2 protein-coding genes (1 of these 2 only partly in view) are annotated in these 17427 nt (G+C 74.3%); both read left to right on the top strand.

Annotation, left to right across the window (positions count from 1 at the left end; genetic code table 11):
* On the top strand, positions 1 to 10210 hold the 3' portion of the coding sequence (locus GXP76_RS00775) for a non-ribosomal peptide synthetase (RefSeq protein ID WP_242569414.1). Its footprint begins 5624 nt before the window's first position; the window shows 10210 of its 15834 coding nt (coding positions 5625-15834); its start codon lies off the left edge, out of view; the stop codon is at positions 10208 to 10210.
* Positions 10207 to 17427 carry a non-ribosomal peptide synthetase gene (locus GXP76_RS00770; protein WP_242569413.1) on the top strand — a complete coding sequence of 2407 codons (7221 nt, stop codon included), beginning with the start codon at positions 10207 to 10209 and terminating at the stop codon, positions 17425 to 17427. The genes GXP76_RS00775 and GXP76_RS00770 overlap by 4 nt, the downstream gene beginning before the upstream one ends.

The following is a 17427-nucleotide window of genomic DNA, read 5'->3' as shown; positions in this document are numbered from 1 at the left end:
CGCCTTCGTCGCGCGGCTGGAGCGGGAACAGTTCGCCCTGCTCGACCACCGGCATGTCTCGCTGACCGACCTGCACGCCTGGTCGGGACTGCCCGAACTCTTCGACACCACCATGGTGTTCGAGAACTACCCGGCCGAGATGACGGAGCAGGAGGTGTCCTTCCGCGCCATCGGTACCGACAGCCACAGCCGCAACCACTACCCGGTCACCCTGGTGTGCGCGATGCGCGGACCGGAGCTGACCGTACGCGTCGACTACCGCCCCGACCTCCTGGATGCCGCGCGCGCCCGCAACCTTGCCGACCGGGTGGTACGCGCCCTCACCGAGCTGGCGCTCCGCCCCGACACGCCCGCCGGCAGGCTCGACCCGCTCGACGCGCGGGAGCGGCGCCGGGTGCTCGACGAGTGGGGCACGGGCACCGCGCCGAACCGGCGCCCCGTCCCCTTCACGGAGCGGTTCGCGGCCCAGGCGGCCCGTACGCCCGACGCCGTCGCGGTGGCGGCGTCCGGCGGCCGACAGGCGGTCGGCTACGCGGAACTCGACCGCCGGGCCAACCGCACAGCCCGCTGGCTCATCGAGCGCGGCATCGGCGCCGGTGACCTCGTCGCCGTCGTGGCCACGCCCTGTCCCGAAGTCCTCGCGACCGTGCTCGGCGTGCTGAAATCCGGCGCCGCCTACCTCCCGCTGGACGCCGAATGGCCGTCGGAGCGGATCCGCTTCGTCCTGGGCGACGCGTGCCCCGCCGTTGTTCTCGCCCCCGGAGGGGACGAGGAGCACCAGCGGCCGCAGGACGGTGCGGACGTCGCGCGGACGCCAGACCTCACCGGCTTGTCCGGCGCCCCCCTCGCCGGAGGCGAACCCCTGCGGCCGATTTTCCCCCGCACCGCCGCCTACGTCATCTACACCTCTGGCTCGACCGGCCGCCCGAAGGGCGTCGTGGTCGACCACGGCTGCCTCGACGCGTACGTGGACGGCGCGCGCGAACGCTACCCCGATGCCGCCGGCACCTCCCTGGCCCACACCTCCCTCGCCTTCGACCTGACCCTCACCACCCTGCTGACACCGCTGGCCGCGGGCGGCACCGTGCGCCTCGGAGAACTGGACGAGGCCGCCGCGGAAGCCGGAGCCACGCTGGTGAAGGCGACCCCGTCCCATCTGGGGCTGCTCGGCGCCCTGCCCGGCATCCTCGCCGGTGACGGCACGCTGATCCTCGGCGGTGAGGCACTGACGGGCGAGGCCCTGCGCGACTGGCGCGAACAGCACCCGGCCGCGCGGGTCGTCAACGCCTACGGACCCACCGAACTCACCATCAACTGCACCGAGTACCGCCTCCCGCCGGGCGCCGAGCTGCCCGACGGCCCGGTCCCCATCGGCCGGCCGTTCCCGGGAGTACGGATCCATGTCCTCGGTCCCGGCCTGCGGCCCGTCCCCGTCGGAGCCGACGGCGAGCTGTACGTGTCGGGCACCGGTGTCGCCCGCGGCTACCTCGGCCGCCCGGGGCTCACCGCCGGCCGTTTCGTGGCCTGCCCCTTCGGCGAGCCGGGGGAGCGGATGTACCGCACCGGTGACGTCGTGCGCTGGGAGCCGGAAGGCCGGCTGAGCTATGTCGGCCGCGCGGACGACCAGGTGAAGGTGCGCGGCTTCCGGATCGAGCCGGGTGAGATCACCCGCGCCCTGCTGCGCCACCCGGCGGTCGCCGAGGCAACCGTCGTCGTCCGCGAGGACCGGCCCGGCGACCGGCGGCTGGTGGGCTACGTGGTGCCCGCCGGCACCACCCCCGACACCACGGAGCTGACGGCCGCGCTCGCCGCCGGACTCCCCGGCTACATGGTGCCCCCGGACCTCGTGGTCCTCGGCGAACTGCCGCTGACCCGGAACGGGAAGCTCGACCGGGCGGCGCTGCCCGCCCCCGATCACCGGCCCGATTCCGCCACGGGCCGGCCGCCACGCACCTCGCGCGAGGCGATTCTGTGCGGCCTCTTCGCCGAGGTCCTCGGCGTCCCCGACGTCACCGTCGACGACGACTTCTTCGCACTGGGCGGCCACTCCCTGCTGGCCATCGTCCTGATCAGCAGGGTGCGCTCGACGCTGCGGACGGAACTGCCCATCGACGCGCTCTTCGACGCCCCGACCGTCGCCCGGCTCTCCGCCGTCACCGGCGAAACCGGCGGCGTCGTGAGCGGGGTCGTGCGCCGGACTCCGCGGCCGGCGCGAGTCCCGCTCTCCTTCGCCCAGCAGCGCCTGTGGTTCCTGCACCAGATGGACGGCCCCGGCGGTACGTACAACATCCCTGTGGCGTTCCGGCTGCGGGGCGCGCTGGACATCCCGGCGCTGCGGGCCGCGCTGGCCGACGTGACCGCCCGGCACGAGAGCCTGCGCACGGTCTTCGCCGAGGACGACCAGGGTCCCTGCCAGCGGGTGCTGGACGCCGCCGTGTCCGCCCCCGGCCTTCCCGTGCGCCACACCACCGAGGACCGGCTGCGCGCCGAGCTGGAGGAAGAAGCGGCGCACCCGTTCGCGCTCGCCGACGGCCCACCGCTGCACGCCTGTCTGTTCGCCCTGAGCGAGCGCGAGCACGTCCTGCTGCTGGTGACGCACCACATCGCCATGGACGGCTGGTCCGTCCGGCCGCTCACCCGCGACCTCGAACTGGCCTACACCGCACGCCGGTCCGGCAGCCCCGGCCGGCAGCCGGAGCTGCCCGCCCAGTACGCGGACTACGCGCTGTGGCAGCGGGAAGCGCTCGGGGACGAGGACGACCCGGACAGCCCCTTCGTCCGCCAGCTCCGGCACTGGGAGGAGACCCTGCGGGAGCTGCCCGACGAACTCCCGCTGCCCACCGACAGGCCGCGGCCGCGCACCGCCTCGTACCGCGGCGACCGCGTCGCCTTCGACATTCCGGCCGGTCTGCACGCCCGGCTGTGCGCCGTCGCCCGCGAACACCACGTCACCCCCTTCATGGCGGTGCAGGCAGCCCTCGCCGGACTGCTCACCCGGCTGGGCGCCGGGACCGACATCCCGATCGGCTCGCCGGTCGCCGGGCGCACCGACGAGGCGGTGGAGGAGCTGGTCGGCTGCTTCGTCAACACGTTGGTGCTGCGCACGGACACCTCCGGCGACCCGGCGTTCACCGAGCTGCTGGACCGCGTACGGGCCACCAGCCTGGCCGCGTACGCCCACCAGGACGTGCCCTTCGAACGGCTCGTCGAGGCGCTCAATCCGGCCCGCTCGCTGGCCCGCCACCCGCTCTTCCAGGTGCTGCTCGCCTTCAACAACGGCTTCGCCGCATCGGCGGGCGGTACGGGGGGCGCCTCCGGCCTCGTCGTCCGGGGCGAGATCGTGGAGTCGGCGTCGTCGAAGTTCGACCTGTCGTTGTCCTGCAACGAGCGCCGCGCGGACGACGGCCGGGCGGCCGGTGTCGGCTGCGTGCTGGAGTACAGCACCGACCTGTTCGACCGCACCACGGCGGAGTCGCTCGTACACCGCTTCCTGCTGCTGCTGGAGGCCGCCGTCGAGGCGCCGGCGCGGCGGCTCGGGCAGCTGCGCATCCTGGACGACGCCGAACTCCACCGCCTGCTGGTGCGGTACAACGACACCGCGCGCGACCTGCCCGCCGTTGGGCCGGTGGCGGCCTTCGAGGCACGGGCGGCACGCACGCCCGGGGCCGAGGCCCTCGTGGCGGGTGCTGAGCGGTTGTCGTACGGCGAACTCAACGCGCGCGCGAACCGTCTGGCCCGGCTGCTGCTGCGGCACGGGGCCGGCCAGGGGGCGCCGATCGCGATGGCGCTGCCGCGCGGCTCGTGGCTGCCGGTGACGGTGCTGGCGGCGCTGAAAGCGGGGGTGCCGTACGTGCCGCTCGACCCGGCGCATCCGCGGGAGCGGACCGGGCACATCCTGCGCGATTCCGGGCCCGCGCTGCTGGTGGCTCCGCGCAGCGAGAACGCGTTCGGCGCGGAGTCCGTACTGGCCCTGGAAGACCCGGCGGTGGCCGCCGAGCTGGCCGCGATGCCGGGCGGCGATCTGGTCGACGCGGAGCGTGCGGTGCCCGAGGCGGACGGGGCGCTCGCCTACACGATCTACACCTCGGGCTCCACCGGGCTGCCCAAGGGCGTGGCGGTGACCCGCGGCAACCTTGCCAACTTCCTGGCGGAGATGGAGCGGTGGGTCGGGCTGCGGGAGCGGGACCGTCTGCTGGCGGTCACCACCGCCGCCTTCGACATCTCCGCCCTCGAACTGCTGTCACCCCTGCTCGCGGGCGCCGTCGTCGTCCTCGCCGACAGTGACACGGCACGCGATCCGCGGCTGGTCCGTCAGCTGTGCGCGCAGGAGGGCGTCACGGCCGTGCAGGCGACGCCGAGCTGGTGGCACGCCGTCGCCGTGGAAGGCGGCCTGTCCGTCGACGGGCTGCGGGTGCTCGTGGGCGGCGAGGCGCTGCCCGCCGAACTGGCGCGGACGCTGGTCGCCGCGGGGGGCCGGGTGCTCAACCTGTACGGTCCGACGGAGACCACCGTGTGGTCCACCGCCTGCCCGCTGACCGGCGACCGCGACGCGAAGCCGGCGGGCCCGGTCTCCATCGGCACCCCCATCGGCAACACCACCGTCCACGTCCTCGACGCCCGGTTGAACCCGGTGCCCGAGGGGGTGCCCGGCGAGCTGTACATCGCGGGCGCCGGTGTCGCCCGCGGGTACGCGAACCGGCCCGGCCCGACCGCCGAGCGGTTCCTGCCCTGTCCCTTCGGCGCCCCCGGCGGCCGTATGTACCGCACCGGTGACCTTGCCCGGTGGCGCCGTGACGGCAAGCTGGACTATCTGGGCAGGACCGACGACCAGGTCAAGGTACGCGGGTTCCGCATCGAACTCGGCGAGATCGAGGCCGCGCTCGCGGCCTGCGCGGGTGTCTCCCGCGCCGCGGTCGCCGTCCGCACCGAGGCCGGCACCGCCCGCGTGGCCGGATACGTCGTACCCGACGCCGCGTCCGGTGACGCGCTCGACGCCACCGCGGTGCTGGCGACGGTACGTACCCGGCTGCCCGACTACATGGTCCCGTCCGTCCTCGTGATCCTCGAAACCCTCCCGCTGACCCCCAACGGCAAGGTGGACCGGTCGGCGCTGCCGGCCTCCGGCGCCGGGGAGTACCGGGCGGGGGCCGTGGGACCGGTCGGGCGCGCCCCGCGCGGTCCGCACGAGGAGATCCTCGCCGGGCTCTTCGCGGAGGTGCTCGGGCTGCCCGAAGTCGGCGTCGACGACGACTTCTTCACCCTCGGCGGGCACTCCCTGCTCGCCACCCGGCTCATCAGCCGGATCCGCGGCACCCTCGACGTGGAGATCACGGTCCGCGAGATGTTCGAGGACCCCACCGTGGCCGGACTCGCCGCTGCCGCCGGGCGTGCCGGACGGGCCAGGGGGGCGCCGGCTCCCGTCGTGCCCAGGCCCGACCGCGTCCCGCTCTCCTTCGCCCAGCGCCGGCTGTGGTTCGTACAGAAACTGGAAGGCCCCGGCGACACCTACAACCACCCCACGGCGCTGCGGCTGAGCGGCCCGCTCGACACCGGCGCGCTGCGCGCCGCCCTCGGCGACGTACTGAAGCGGCACGAGGCCCTGCGTACCCTCGTCGCCGAGGACGGGGACGGACCCCACCAAGTGGTGCTGCCCGCGGCCGAGTGCCCGCCCCTGCTGCCGGAGACGGTGCACACCGATGAGAGTGTGCTGCCGCGCCTGCTCCGCGAAGCGGCGGCGCGCCCCTTCCGGCTCGGGGCCGAACTTCCCGTACGCGCACGGCTGTTCCGGACCGGAACCGACACCCACGTGCTGCTGCTGGTGCTTCACCACATCGCCACCGACGCCTGGTCGCGGCGCCCCCTGCTCGCCGACCTCGCCGCCGCCTACACGGCCCGGTGCGCGGGCGGGACGCCGCAACTCCCGCCGCTGCCCGTGCAGTACGCGGACTACGCCCTGTGGCAGCGCGCCCTGCTCGGCTCCGAGCACGACCCCGGCAGCGCCCTGTCGGCGCAGACGGATCACTGGCGACAGGTACTCGACGGCTCGCCCGAGGAACTGGACCTGCCGTACGACCGTCCGCGCCCCGACATCAGTACGCACCGGGGCGGGCGCGTCCCGCTGCGTATCCCCGCCGCCGTCCACCAGGACCTCGCCAGGTCCGCGCGGGACCGGCAGGCCACCGTCTTCATGGCGGTGCAGGCAGCCCTCGCCGGACTGCTCACCCGGCTGGGCGCCGGGACCGACATCCCGATCGGCTCGCCGGTCGCCGGGCGCACCGACCGCGCGGTGGAGGACCTGGTCGGCTTCTTCGTCAACACGTTGGTGCTGCGCACGGACACCTCCGGCGACCCGGCGTTCACCGAGCTGCTGGACCGCGTACGCCGTACCGACCTGGCCGCGTTCGACCACCAGGACGTGCCCTTCGAGCGGCTGGTGGAACTGCGCGACCCGGAGCGTTCCCTGGGGCGGCACCCCCTCTTCCAGGTGGCGCTGAACTTCGACACCGCCGCCGCGGTCCGCCACCGGGACGGCCTCCCGGCCCTCGGTGACCTGTCCGTCGCCGGTGAGGACATGGGCGTGGGCACCGCCAAGTTCGACCTCACGCTGGCGCTCACCGAGTACCGGGACGCCGACGGGCAGGGCGCCGGTCTCGCGGGTGCGCTGGAGTACAGCACCGACCTCTTCGACCCCGGGACGGCGGAGCTGCTGGCCGCCCGGCTCGTCCGGTTGCTGGAGGCCGTGGCTGCCCGGCCGGATCTGCCGCTGTCGGCCGTCGGCATCCTCGGCGCCGACGAGCGCGAGGCGCTGGAACGCTGGAGCGCCCCCGACCCCGGCCATCCCGGGAGGGCCGTGCCGGAGGCGGCCGGGCCGACGTTCCCCGCGCTCTTCGCCGAGCAGGCCGCCCGGACCCCGCACGCTCCCGCGCTGCGGGACGCGCACACGGAGCTGGACTACGCCGCACTGGAGAAGCGCGCCAACCGGCTCGCCCGCCATCTCGTCCGTCAGGGCGCCGGACCCGAGGACACCGTCGCCGTGCTGCTTCCTCGGAGCGCGGACCTCGTGGTGGCGCTGCTCGCCGTCCAGAAGGCCGGCGCCGCGTACCTTCCGGTGGACACCGAACTGCCCGCGGAACGAATCGCGTTCATGCTGGGCGATGCCGCGCCCGTGCTCTGCCTCACCGACCATGAGTCGCGCCACGCCCTGCCCGTCGCACCGGCGGACGGGGGTGTGACCGTACTGGACACCGAGGAGACCCGGGCGGCGCTGGCGGCGCTGCCGGCCACCGCGCTCACCGACGCCGAGCGTCCCGTGCCCGTCGATCCCCGCAACCCGGCGTATGTCGTCTACACCTCCGGCTCGACGGGCCGGCCCAAGGGCGTCATCGTCGAACAGCGGTCGCTGGCGGCGTTCCTGGCCCGCAGCCGCCGACGCTACCCCGGTGCCGCCGGGGAGAGCCTGCTGCACTCGTCGGCCGCGTTCGACCTGACGGTGACCACCCTGTTCACCCCGCTCGTGGCCGGCGGCTGCGTCACCGTGGCGGACCTGGACGAGCCACCCGCCGACCGCCCGTCGTCGCCGCCGGCCTTCCTCAAGGTGACGCCTTCGCACATGGCGCTCCTCGACGACACGGCCGCGTGGGCCTCGCCGGACACCGACCTCGTCATCGGCGGCGAGCAACTCACGGGAGCGCGGCTCGCCCGCTGGCGGGCGGCCCACCCGGGGGTGAGGATCTTCAACGACTACGGACCCACCGAGGCGACCGTGAGCTGCGCGGACTTCGTCCTCGAACCCGGCGACCCACTGCCCGGCGGTGTCGTCCCGATCGGCCGACCGCTGCCCGGCCACCGGCTGTTCGTCCTGGACGCGCGTCTGCGGCCGCAGCCGCCCGGGGTGCCGGGCGAGCTGTACATCGCGGGCACGGGCGTCGCGCGCGGCTACCGCGGTCGTCCTGGCACGACCTCCGAACGTTTCGTGGCCTGCCCGTTCACCGGTGCCGGGGAGCGGATGTACCGTACCGGCGACCTGGCGCGCTGGCTGCCCGGCGGCAACCTGGAGTACCTGGGGCGCGGCGACAGCCAGGTCAAGATCCGCGGCTTCCGTATCGAGCCCGGCGAGGTCGAGGCGGCGCTGCTCGCCCAGGAGGCCGTCGGCCAGGCCGCGGTCGTCGCACGCGACGACCGGCTCGTCGCCTACGTGGTCCCTGCCGTCACGGAGGGCCCGTCCGTCCCCACCGGCTCCACCGGGGCACCGGACACCGGCGGTGCCCCCGCGTTCGACGTGGACGGGGCGCTGGCGCGGCTGGCAGCCGAGCTGCCGCGGTACATGGTCCCCGCCGCCGTCGTACCGCTGGCCCGGCTGCCACTGGCCCCCGGCGGCAAGCTCGACCGGCGGGCCCTGCCCGAGCCGGACCCCGCCGCCGTCGTCGTCTCCCGGGCGCCCCGGGACGACCGGGAGCGGGCGCTGTGCACCCTCTTCGCGGAGGTTCTGGGTCTCGACGAAGTCGGTGTCGACGACGACTTCTTCGCGCTCGGCGGCGACAGCATCTCCTCGATCCAGCTCGTCAGCCGGGTCCGGCGCACCGGCGGAGTCCTCACCGTCCGCGACGTCTTCGAGCACCGCACCGTCGCGACCCTGGCCGCCCTCGCCCGGAGCGGTGCGGCGGGAGTGCTGACCGGCCCCGGGACCGGCCCCGTGCCCGTCACGCCCATCGTGGCCCGGCTCGCCGAGCTGGGCGCCGGCGACCCCGTACGCACCCGCGGCTACAACCAGTCGGTCCTGCTGCGCACGCCGGCCGGCACCCGGGAGGTTGACCTCGTCGCGGCACTCCGGACACTGCTGGACCACCACGACGCCCTGCGCATGAGCGCCACCCTCACCGGCGGCGAGTGGGACCTGGTCATCGCGGAGCCGGGTACGGTCGCGGCCGCCGGCCTCGTGGAGACCGTGGACGCGCGGGGGACCGGCGACGAGGAACTGCGCGCGCTCGCCCGCGAGTCGGCCGCCGCCGCCCGGGAACGGCTCGACCCGGGCACGGGCGCGGTACTGCGCTGCGTATGGCTCGACCGCGGTCCGCGCGAGCAGGGCGCGCTGGTGCTCATTGCGCACCACCTTGTCGTGGACGGCGTCTCCTGGCGCATCCTCACCACCGACCTCGCGGACGCCTGGCGCGCGCTGGTCACGGGGCGCACCCCCGCGCCGGACCCCGTCGGTACGCCCTTCCTCACCTGGGCCCACCGTCTGTCGGAGCTGGCCGACGACGCGGCGATCGCCGATCGGACCGCGGACTGGACGCGGACCCTGCGAGAGCCGCTCGGGCCGGGTTCCCGCCTCGACGCGGTGGCCGACACCCGGGCCACGGAGCGGGCACTGACCCTGACCCTGCCCGCCGGCCCGACCGGCACCGTGCTCGGGCCACTGCCCGCCGCGCTGGGCGTCGGCGTCACTGAAGTGCTGCTCGGCGCGTTCGCGCGGGCCGTCGGGCAGTGGCGTCCCGAAGACAGCGGGCACGGGGTCCTGGTCGACGTGGAGGGGCACGGCAGGGTGGAGGATGCCGCACCGGGCGCGGACCTGTCCCGTACGGTCGGCTGGTTCACCAGCGTCCACCCGGTCCGGCTGCGCCCCGGCGCGCTGGCCGGCGACGACCTCGCGGACCCCGCGGTGGGCGGCGCGCTCCGAGAGGCCGCCGGCACCGCCGGCCGGCTTCCCGACGCCGGGCTGCAATACGGTCTCCTGCGTTACCTCAACGCCCTTACGGCGCCCGTGCTCCGCACGGCGCCGCGGCCGCGCTACGGCTTCAACTACCTGGGGCGCTTCACCGGCGCCCGCGGCCAGGTGCCCGTCACCGCCGACGAATCCGGCGGCGGGGGCGACTGGGCGCTGCTCGGCAGCGGCATCGCCGGACAGCCGCCCGGCCTTCCCCTGGCGCACGAGATCGAGTGCACCGCCGTCACGGTCGAGGGAGCCGACGGCCCCCGCCTGGTCGCCACCTGGTCCTGGGCCGGCCGGCTGCACGCCGAGGACGAGGTGCGCGACCTGGCCGAGCGCTGGTTCCGGGCCCTGCGCGAACTGGCCTCTTCGCGGGCCGGTACGGACGCGCCCCCGCCGCCCGCCGACGGCGGACGTGCCCGGCCGGCATCGCCGGCCCCCCTCGTCGACCTCTCCGACACGGAGATCGACCAGCTCGAAGCGGACTGGAAGGCCGACCGATGAGCCGATCCCTGAAGGACGTCCTGCCCCTCACCCCTCTCCAGGAAGGGCTGCTCTTCCACAGCAGCTACACCGAGGACGAACCGGACGTCTACACCGTCCAGACGGTCGTCGACCTGCGCGGCACCCTCGACGTCACCGCCCTGCGGAACGCCGTCGCCACGCTGCTGCGCCGACACGACAACCTGCGCGCGGGTTTCTCCGTCCAGGCCGCCAAGTCCCCGGTGCAGTTCGTGCCCCACGAGGTCGAGCCGCCCTGGGAGGAGCTCGACCTGCGGCAGGCCGCCGATCCCGAGGAGACGACGCGCGAAGCGCTGGACGAGCATCGCTGGCGCCGCTTCCGGCTCTCCCGGCCGCCGCTGGTGCGCTTTCTGCTGCTGAGGCTGGCCGACGACCGGTACCGGTTCGCCCTCACCAACCATCACATCGTGCTCGACGGCTGGTCGATGCCCTTGTTGCTGCGTGAACTCATGACCCTGTACCGGTCCTCGGGCGACCCCGCGGCGCTGCCTCCGGTACGCCCCTTCCGGGACTACCTCGGGTGGCTGGCGGCGCGCGACGGCGCCGCGGACGAGTCCGCCTGGCGCGCGGCGCTCACCGGCCTCGACGGGCCCACCCTCGTCGCGCCGCGGGCACCCCGGGCCGCCGAGGCCCCCGCATGGCTCGGCTTCGCGCTGCCCGAGCACACCTCCGAGGCGCTGGTCCGGCTGGCGCGCGGAACCGGGGTCACCCTCAACACCGTGGTCCAGGGCCTGTGGGGGCTGGTGCTCGGCCGGGCCACCGGTCGCGAGGACGTCGTCTACGGAGTGACCGTCTCCGGCCGCCCGCCCGAACTCGACGGCGTCGAGAACATGATCGGGCTGTTCGTCAACACCCTCCCGCTGCGCGTCCGCACCCGGGCACACGAGCCGCTGAACGCGTTCCTGCGCAGGCTCCAGGTCGAGCAGACCGCTCTGCTCGACCACCAGCACCACCGGCTCGCCGACATCCAGCTCCAGACCGGGCACCCCGAACTGTTCGATTCCGTGATGGCGTTCGAGAACTACCCGTCGGCGCCCTCCGGGGCCCCGGACCCGGTCGCCGCGCCCGGGCGCGGCCCACTGCGGATCACCGGTACCGGCATGCGCGACGCCATGCACTACCCGCTGTGCCTGCTCGCCTCGCCGGGACCGCCCCTGCGGTTCCGTATCGGCCATCGCCCCTCCGCCGTGGATCCCGCGGCTGCCGCGGCCCTTCGCGACCGGCTCCTGCGGGTGGTCGACGTCTTCGTCGCCGATCCCGGCCTGCCCACCGGGCGCGTCGACGTCCTCAGCCCCGATGAGCGCGTCCACCTCATCGACGGGCTGAACGACACCGCCCGCGAGGTCGAGGACGTCACCCTGCCGCAGCTCTTCACCCGCCAGGCCGCCCGCACCCCCGACAGCCCGGCCGTGGCGACCGCGAAGCGGACGCTGACCTACCGGGAGCTGGCGGCGGAGTCCGACCGGCTGGCCCGGGTGCTCATCGGACGCGGCGCCGGCCCCGGCACGAACGTCGCCGTGGCGCTGCCCCGCTCGCCGGAGCTGGTGCTCGCCGCCCTCGCCGTCATGAAGACCGGCGCCGCCTACGTGCCCGTCGACCCCGAATACCCGCCCGAGCGCGTCGCCTTCATGCTCGACGACGTCCGGCCGCTGCTCGTACTCACCGACACCGCGGCAGCCCCCCTGCTCCCCGCCACCGAGTGTCCCGTGGTGGTGCTGGACGACCCACGCGAGACCGCCGCCCGGGGCTCGGTCGAGGACGGCTCCGTCCTCGACGCGGACCGCCTCGCGCCGTTGCTGCCCGCCCACCCCGCGTACGTCATCTACACCTCCGGCTCCACCGGCCGGCCCAAGGGCGTCGTCGTCGCGCACCGCTCTCTGGTGGGCTATCTGTTGCGTGCCGCGGGCGAATACCCCGCCACGGGGCGCGCCCTCGTGCACTCTCCGGTGTCCTTCGACCTCACCGTGGGCGCGCTGTACGTCCCGCTCATCAGCGGCGGCTGCGTACGCCTCGCGTCGCTGGAGGACGACCCGGTGCTGGGGCCGGACGAGGCGCCGCCCGACTTCATGAAGGCGACCCCCAGCCACCTCACGCTGCTCGACACCCTGCCCGGCCGGGTCTGCCCCACCGGCGCCATCACCTTCGGCGGCGAGCAGCTTCTCGGCGCTCCGCTGCGCCGCTGGCGCGCGGACCACCCCGGTGTCACGGTCTACAACGTCTACGGCCCCACCGAGACGACCGTCAACTGTTCCGAACACCGGCTGGCACCCGGCGACCCGACCCCGGACGGGCCCGTGCCCATCGGGCGGCCGGTGTGGAACACCCGCCTGTACGTGCTCGGTTCCGGCCTCCGGCCCGTGCCCGCCGGTGTCCCCGGCGAGCTGTACGTGGCCGGCGAAGGCGTCGCGCACGGCTACGTCCACCGGCCCGCGGGGACCGCGGAGCGCTTCGTGGCCTGCCCGTTCGGCGCGCCGGGTGAGCGGATGTACCGCACCGGCGACCTCGTCCGCTGGAACGCCGACGGCGCCCTGGAGTACATCGCCCGCACCGACACCCAGATCAACCTGCGCGGCTTCCGGATCGAAGCCGGCGAGATCGAGGCGGCGCTGGCCGCACACCCCGTGGTGGAGCGGGCCGCCGTCGTCGTCACCGAGGAGGACGACCCGGCCCACGCGCGGTTGGTCGCCTACATCGTTCCCACCACGGCCGGCACCGGACCCGACGGCCTCCCCGGAACCGACGACCTGACCGCCCACCTGCACCGTTCACTGCCCGCCCACATGGTGCCCGCGCTGTACGTCGGGCTCGACGCGCTGCCGCTGACCCCCAACGGAAAGATCGACCGCGGCGCGCTGCCCCGGCCGCGCCCGGATGACGCGACCCGCGCCGGGCGTGCTCCGAGGTCGCCCCGTGAGGAGATCCTCTGCCGACTGTTCGCGGAGATCCTGCGCCGGCCCCAGGTCGGCATCGATGACGACTTCTTCGCGCTCGGCGGCCACTCACTCCTCGCCACCAGACTGGTGAGCAGGGTCCGTTCGACACTCGACGTCGAACTGTCCATCAAGCAGATGTTCGAGAACCCGACGGTCGGCGCTCTCGCCGGACTCCTCGACACCTCCCACGCCGTCCGCCCATCCGTACGGCCGGTCCCGCGTCCCGAGCGCGTCCCGCTCTCCCACGCGCAGCAGCGGCTGTGGATCCTGCACCAGTTGAACGGCCCGAGCCCCACGTACAACATCCACGCGACCCTGCGCCTCGACGGCGCCCTCGACGCCGGCGCGCTCCGCTCCGCCCTCGAGGACGTCGTGGCCCGGCACGAGAGCCTGCGCACCCGCTACGAGGAGGACGAGCAGGGGCCGTACCAGGTCATCGCCACACCGGTCGAGGCGCGCCCCTTGCTCGACGCCCGTGACGTACCCGAGGACGGCATGGACGCGGCGGTCGCCGAGGCCATCGCGTACTCCTTCGACCTGGCGGGCGAGTTCCCGCTGCGTGCCCGGCTGTTCGCGGCCGGTCCCGAGGCGCACGTCCTCGTCCTCGTCGTGCACCACATCGCCGGCGACGGCTGGTCCACCAAGCGGCTCCTGCGCGACCTGCTCACCGCCTACCGGGCGCGCTCCGCGGGCGCGGCCCCCGGCTGGCGGCCGCTGCCCGTCCAGTACGCCGACTACGCCCTGTGGCAGCGGGAGTTCCTCGGCGACCCGGACGACTCCGGCAGTGTCGGCGCCGCCCAGCTCGCCTACTGGGAGGAGGCCCTGCGCGGCCTTCCCGAGGAGCTGACCCTGCCCTTCGACCGGCCCCGGCCGTCCGTCTCCACCCAGACCGGGGCGCAGGTCTTCGCCGAGACCGGTCCCGGCGTGCACACCCGGACGGCCGAGCTGGCCCGTACTCACCAAGCCAGCGTGTTCATGGTCGTGCAGGCCGCGTTCGCGGCCCTCCTCAGCCGGATGGGCGCCGGCGACGACATCCCGCTGGGTACCCCCGTCGCCGGCCGCACCGACGACGCGCTGGAGGAACTGGTCGGCTTCTTCGTCAACACGCTCGTCATGCGCGTGGACACCTCCGGCGACCCGTCGTTCGGCGAACTGGTCGGACGGGTCCGGGAGACGGCTCTCGCCGCGTACGCGCACCAGGACCTGCCGTTCGAGCGGCTGGCCGAGCGGCTCAACCCCGACCGCACCCTCTCCCGGCACCCGCTCTTCCAGGCCGCGCTCACCTGCAACAACACCGAGGCGCAGCTCTCCGGCCAGAACGGGGGAGTACCGGGGGTCACGGTGAGCCCGCAGCCCGTCGAGTCGGCCACCGCCAAGTTCGACCTGCTCCTGTCCTTCGTCGAGTCCTACGACGAGGAAGGAGAGGCAACCGGCATCGCCCTGTCCCTGGAGTACAGCACCGATGTGTTCGACCGTGACACGGCCACCGGTCTCCTCACCCGCTTCCACCGCTTGCTGGCCGACGTCACCGCGGACCCGCGCCGGACCATCGGCCGGGCGGAGATCCTTTCGGGCGAGGAACGAGACAGCGTGCTCAGCCGCTGGAACGACACGGCACGTCCCCCTGCCGGCGCCTCGCTGCCGGAGATGTTCGAAGAGCGCGCCGCGCGGGACCCCGAGGCGCCGGCCGTCATCGCGCCCGGCGAGCGGCTGAACTACAGCGAGCTGAACAGCCGCGCCAACCGACTGGCCAGGCTGATGATCAGCCGCGGCGTCGGCCCCGAGTCCACCGTCGCCCTGCTCCTGCCCCGCTCCGCCGACCTGGTCACCGCCATCCTCGCCGTCCTCAAGACAGGCGCCGCCTACCTGCCGCTCGACCCGGAATACCCCCCGGACCGCCTCACGTACATGCTGGCGGACGCCGGCCCCGGGCTGCTCGTCACGACCGCCGAACTCGCCGCCGGTCTCACCGACACGGCACCCGCTACGCCCGTGCTGCTTCCCGGGGCTACGGAGACGCGCCGGGCACTGGCCGAGCTGCCCGCCACGGACCCGACGGACGCCGACCGCCTCTCGCCACCGCACCCGGACTCCCTCGCGTACGTCATCTACACCTCCGGCTCCACCGGCCGCCCCAAGGGCGTCACCATGTCCGGTGGCGCACTCGCCAACCTCCTCGCCTGGTACGCCGAGACGGTGCCCCGCGGCCCCGGCCACCGCATCGCGCAGTTCGCGGCCATCGGCTTCGACGTATCGGCGCAGGAGACCCTGGCCGCCCTCACCTCGGGCAGCTGCCTCGTGATCCCGGACGACGAGCTGCGCCGGGACCCGGTGGAGCTGGTCCGCTGGCTGGACGCCCAGCAGGTGTCCGAGCTGTACGCCCCCAACCTGATGGTCGAGGCCGTGTGCGAGGCGGCCGGGGAACTGGGCACCACGCTGCCCGCGTTGACAGGCCTGGTCCAGGGCGGCGAGACGCTGACCGCCGGCGAGCCGGTCCGCTCCCTGCACCGCGGCAACCCCGCGCTGCGGCTGTACAACCACTACGGGCCAACCGAGACCCACGTCGTCACCGTCGCCAACCTGCCGGCGGACGTGGACTCCTGGCCCGCCACGCCATCCGTCGGCACGCCGATCCGCAACGCGCGCGTGTACGTCCTCGACACCGCGCTGCGGCCCGTGCCCCCCGGTGTACCGGGCGAGTTGTACATCGCCGGCCGCAGTCTCGCGCGCGGCTACGGCAATCGGCCCGGGCTCACCGCCGAGCGCTTCGTGGCCTGCCCCTTCGGCGCCCCCGGCGAGCGGATGTACCGCACCGGCGACCTCGTACGGTGGGACAAGGACGGCGCGCTGCACCACCTGGGCCGACTCGACCACCAGGTCAAACTGCGCGGCTTCCGGGTGGAACCGGGGGAAGTGGAGAACGTGCTCGCCGCGCGCCCGGAGATCGCGCGGGCCGCGGTGCTGGTCCGCGAGGACCGCCCGGGGGACAAGCGGCTCGTCGCGTACGTGACGCCAGGCCGCGACGCCGCTCCACCCGACCTCGCCGCCCTGCGCCGGTACGCCGAGGCGAAACTGCCCGACTACATGGTCCCCTCGGTCTTCGTCCCCATGGACACGCTGCCGGTCACGCCCAACGGCAAGCTCGACCGCCGCGCCCTGCCCGCACCCGGCCACCAGGGCGGCACCGGCAACCCGCCGCGCACCGAGCGCGAGGCGCTGCTCTGCGAGCTGTTCGCGGAGGTCCTCGGCATCGACCTGATCGGCATCGACGACGGGTTCTTCGAGTCGGGCGGGCACTCGATGCTCGCCATCCGGCTCGTCTCCCGCATCCGCTCCCGGCTGGGCGCGCCGGAGCTGGGCATACGCGACCTCTTCCAGGCCCCTACGGTCGCGCGGCTCGCCGCCCGTATCGACGGCGCGACGGAACGGCGCGCGCCGCTGCGGATGCTGGCGCTGCGCGAGCGCGGTGCCGAACCCCCGCTGTTCTGCCTGCACCCGGGCGCCGGGCTCGGCTGGTGCTACGCGCCGCTGCTCACCCATCTGACCTCCGACACGCCGCTCCACGCGATCCAGGCTCGTACCCCCGGACCCGGCGGGGACGGTCTGCCGGCCACCCTGGTGGAGATGGCGGCCGAGTACGTGGGGCTCGTCCGTTCCGTGCAGCCCGGCGGCCCCTACCGCTTTCTCGGCTGGTCGCTCGGCGGCCACATAGCCCACGCCATGACCGAGCTGCTGGAGGCCGAGGGCGAGGAGGTCGAGCTGCTCGCCATGCTCGACTCCTACCCCGTCGAGGACCGCGACCCGGCGGTCGGGGAGCCCACCGCGGCCGAGATCGTCGCGGACAACCTGCGCGCCGCCGGATTCGAGTTCTCCGACGACGAGATCGGGGAGGGGCGCTTCCCCCTCGCCCGGTTCCGCGCCTTCCTCCAGGACCAGGACGATTCGATGGCGTACCTGGAGGACGAGGAACTCCTCGCCGCCAAGGACGTGTACGTCAACAACGTCCGGCTCATGCGCGCCTTCGTCCCCGGCCGGGTGCGGGCCCGCATCCTCCACCTCACCGCCGACAGGACCCGCGCGGCACGCCCCGGCCGCACGCCGGACTCCTGGCTGCCCCACACCGGCGGCGGCGTCGAGGTCCACGGCATCGACGCGGAACACAAGTCCATGCTCACCGAGCCGGAGTCGGCCGCGCAGGTCGGCCACGTCCTGGCTCAGCAGATGAAAGCCCTGCGGGGACATTCCGAGAAGAAGCAAGAGGTATGA

Source organism: Streptomyces sp. NP-1717 (assembly GCF_022695985.1).
Classification (GTDB): Bacteria; Actinomycetota; Actinomycetes; order Streptomycetales; family Streptomycetaceae; genus Streptomyces.
Note: the sequence above shows the minus strand (reverse complement) of the source record. Positions and strands in the feature narration are given on the sequence as shown.

Excerpts from the sequence above, each read along its gene's own strand:
- GXP76_RS00770 (WP_242569413.1), top strand. The coding sequence starts at position 10,207 with ATGAGCCGATCCCTGAAGGACGTCCTGCCCCTCACCCCTCTCCAGGAA.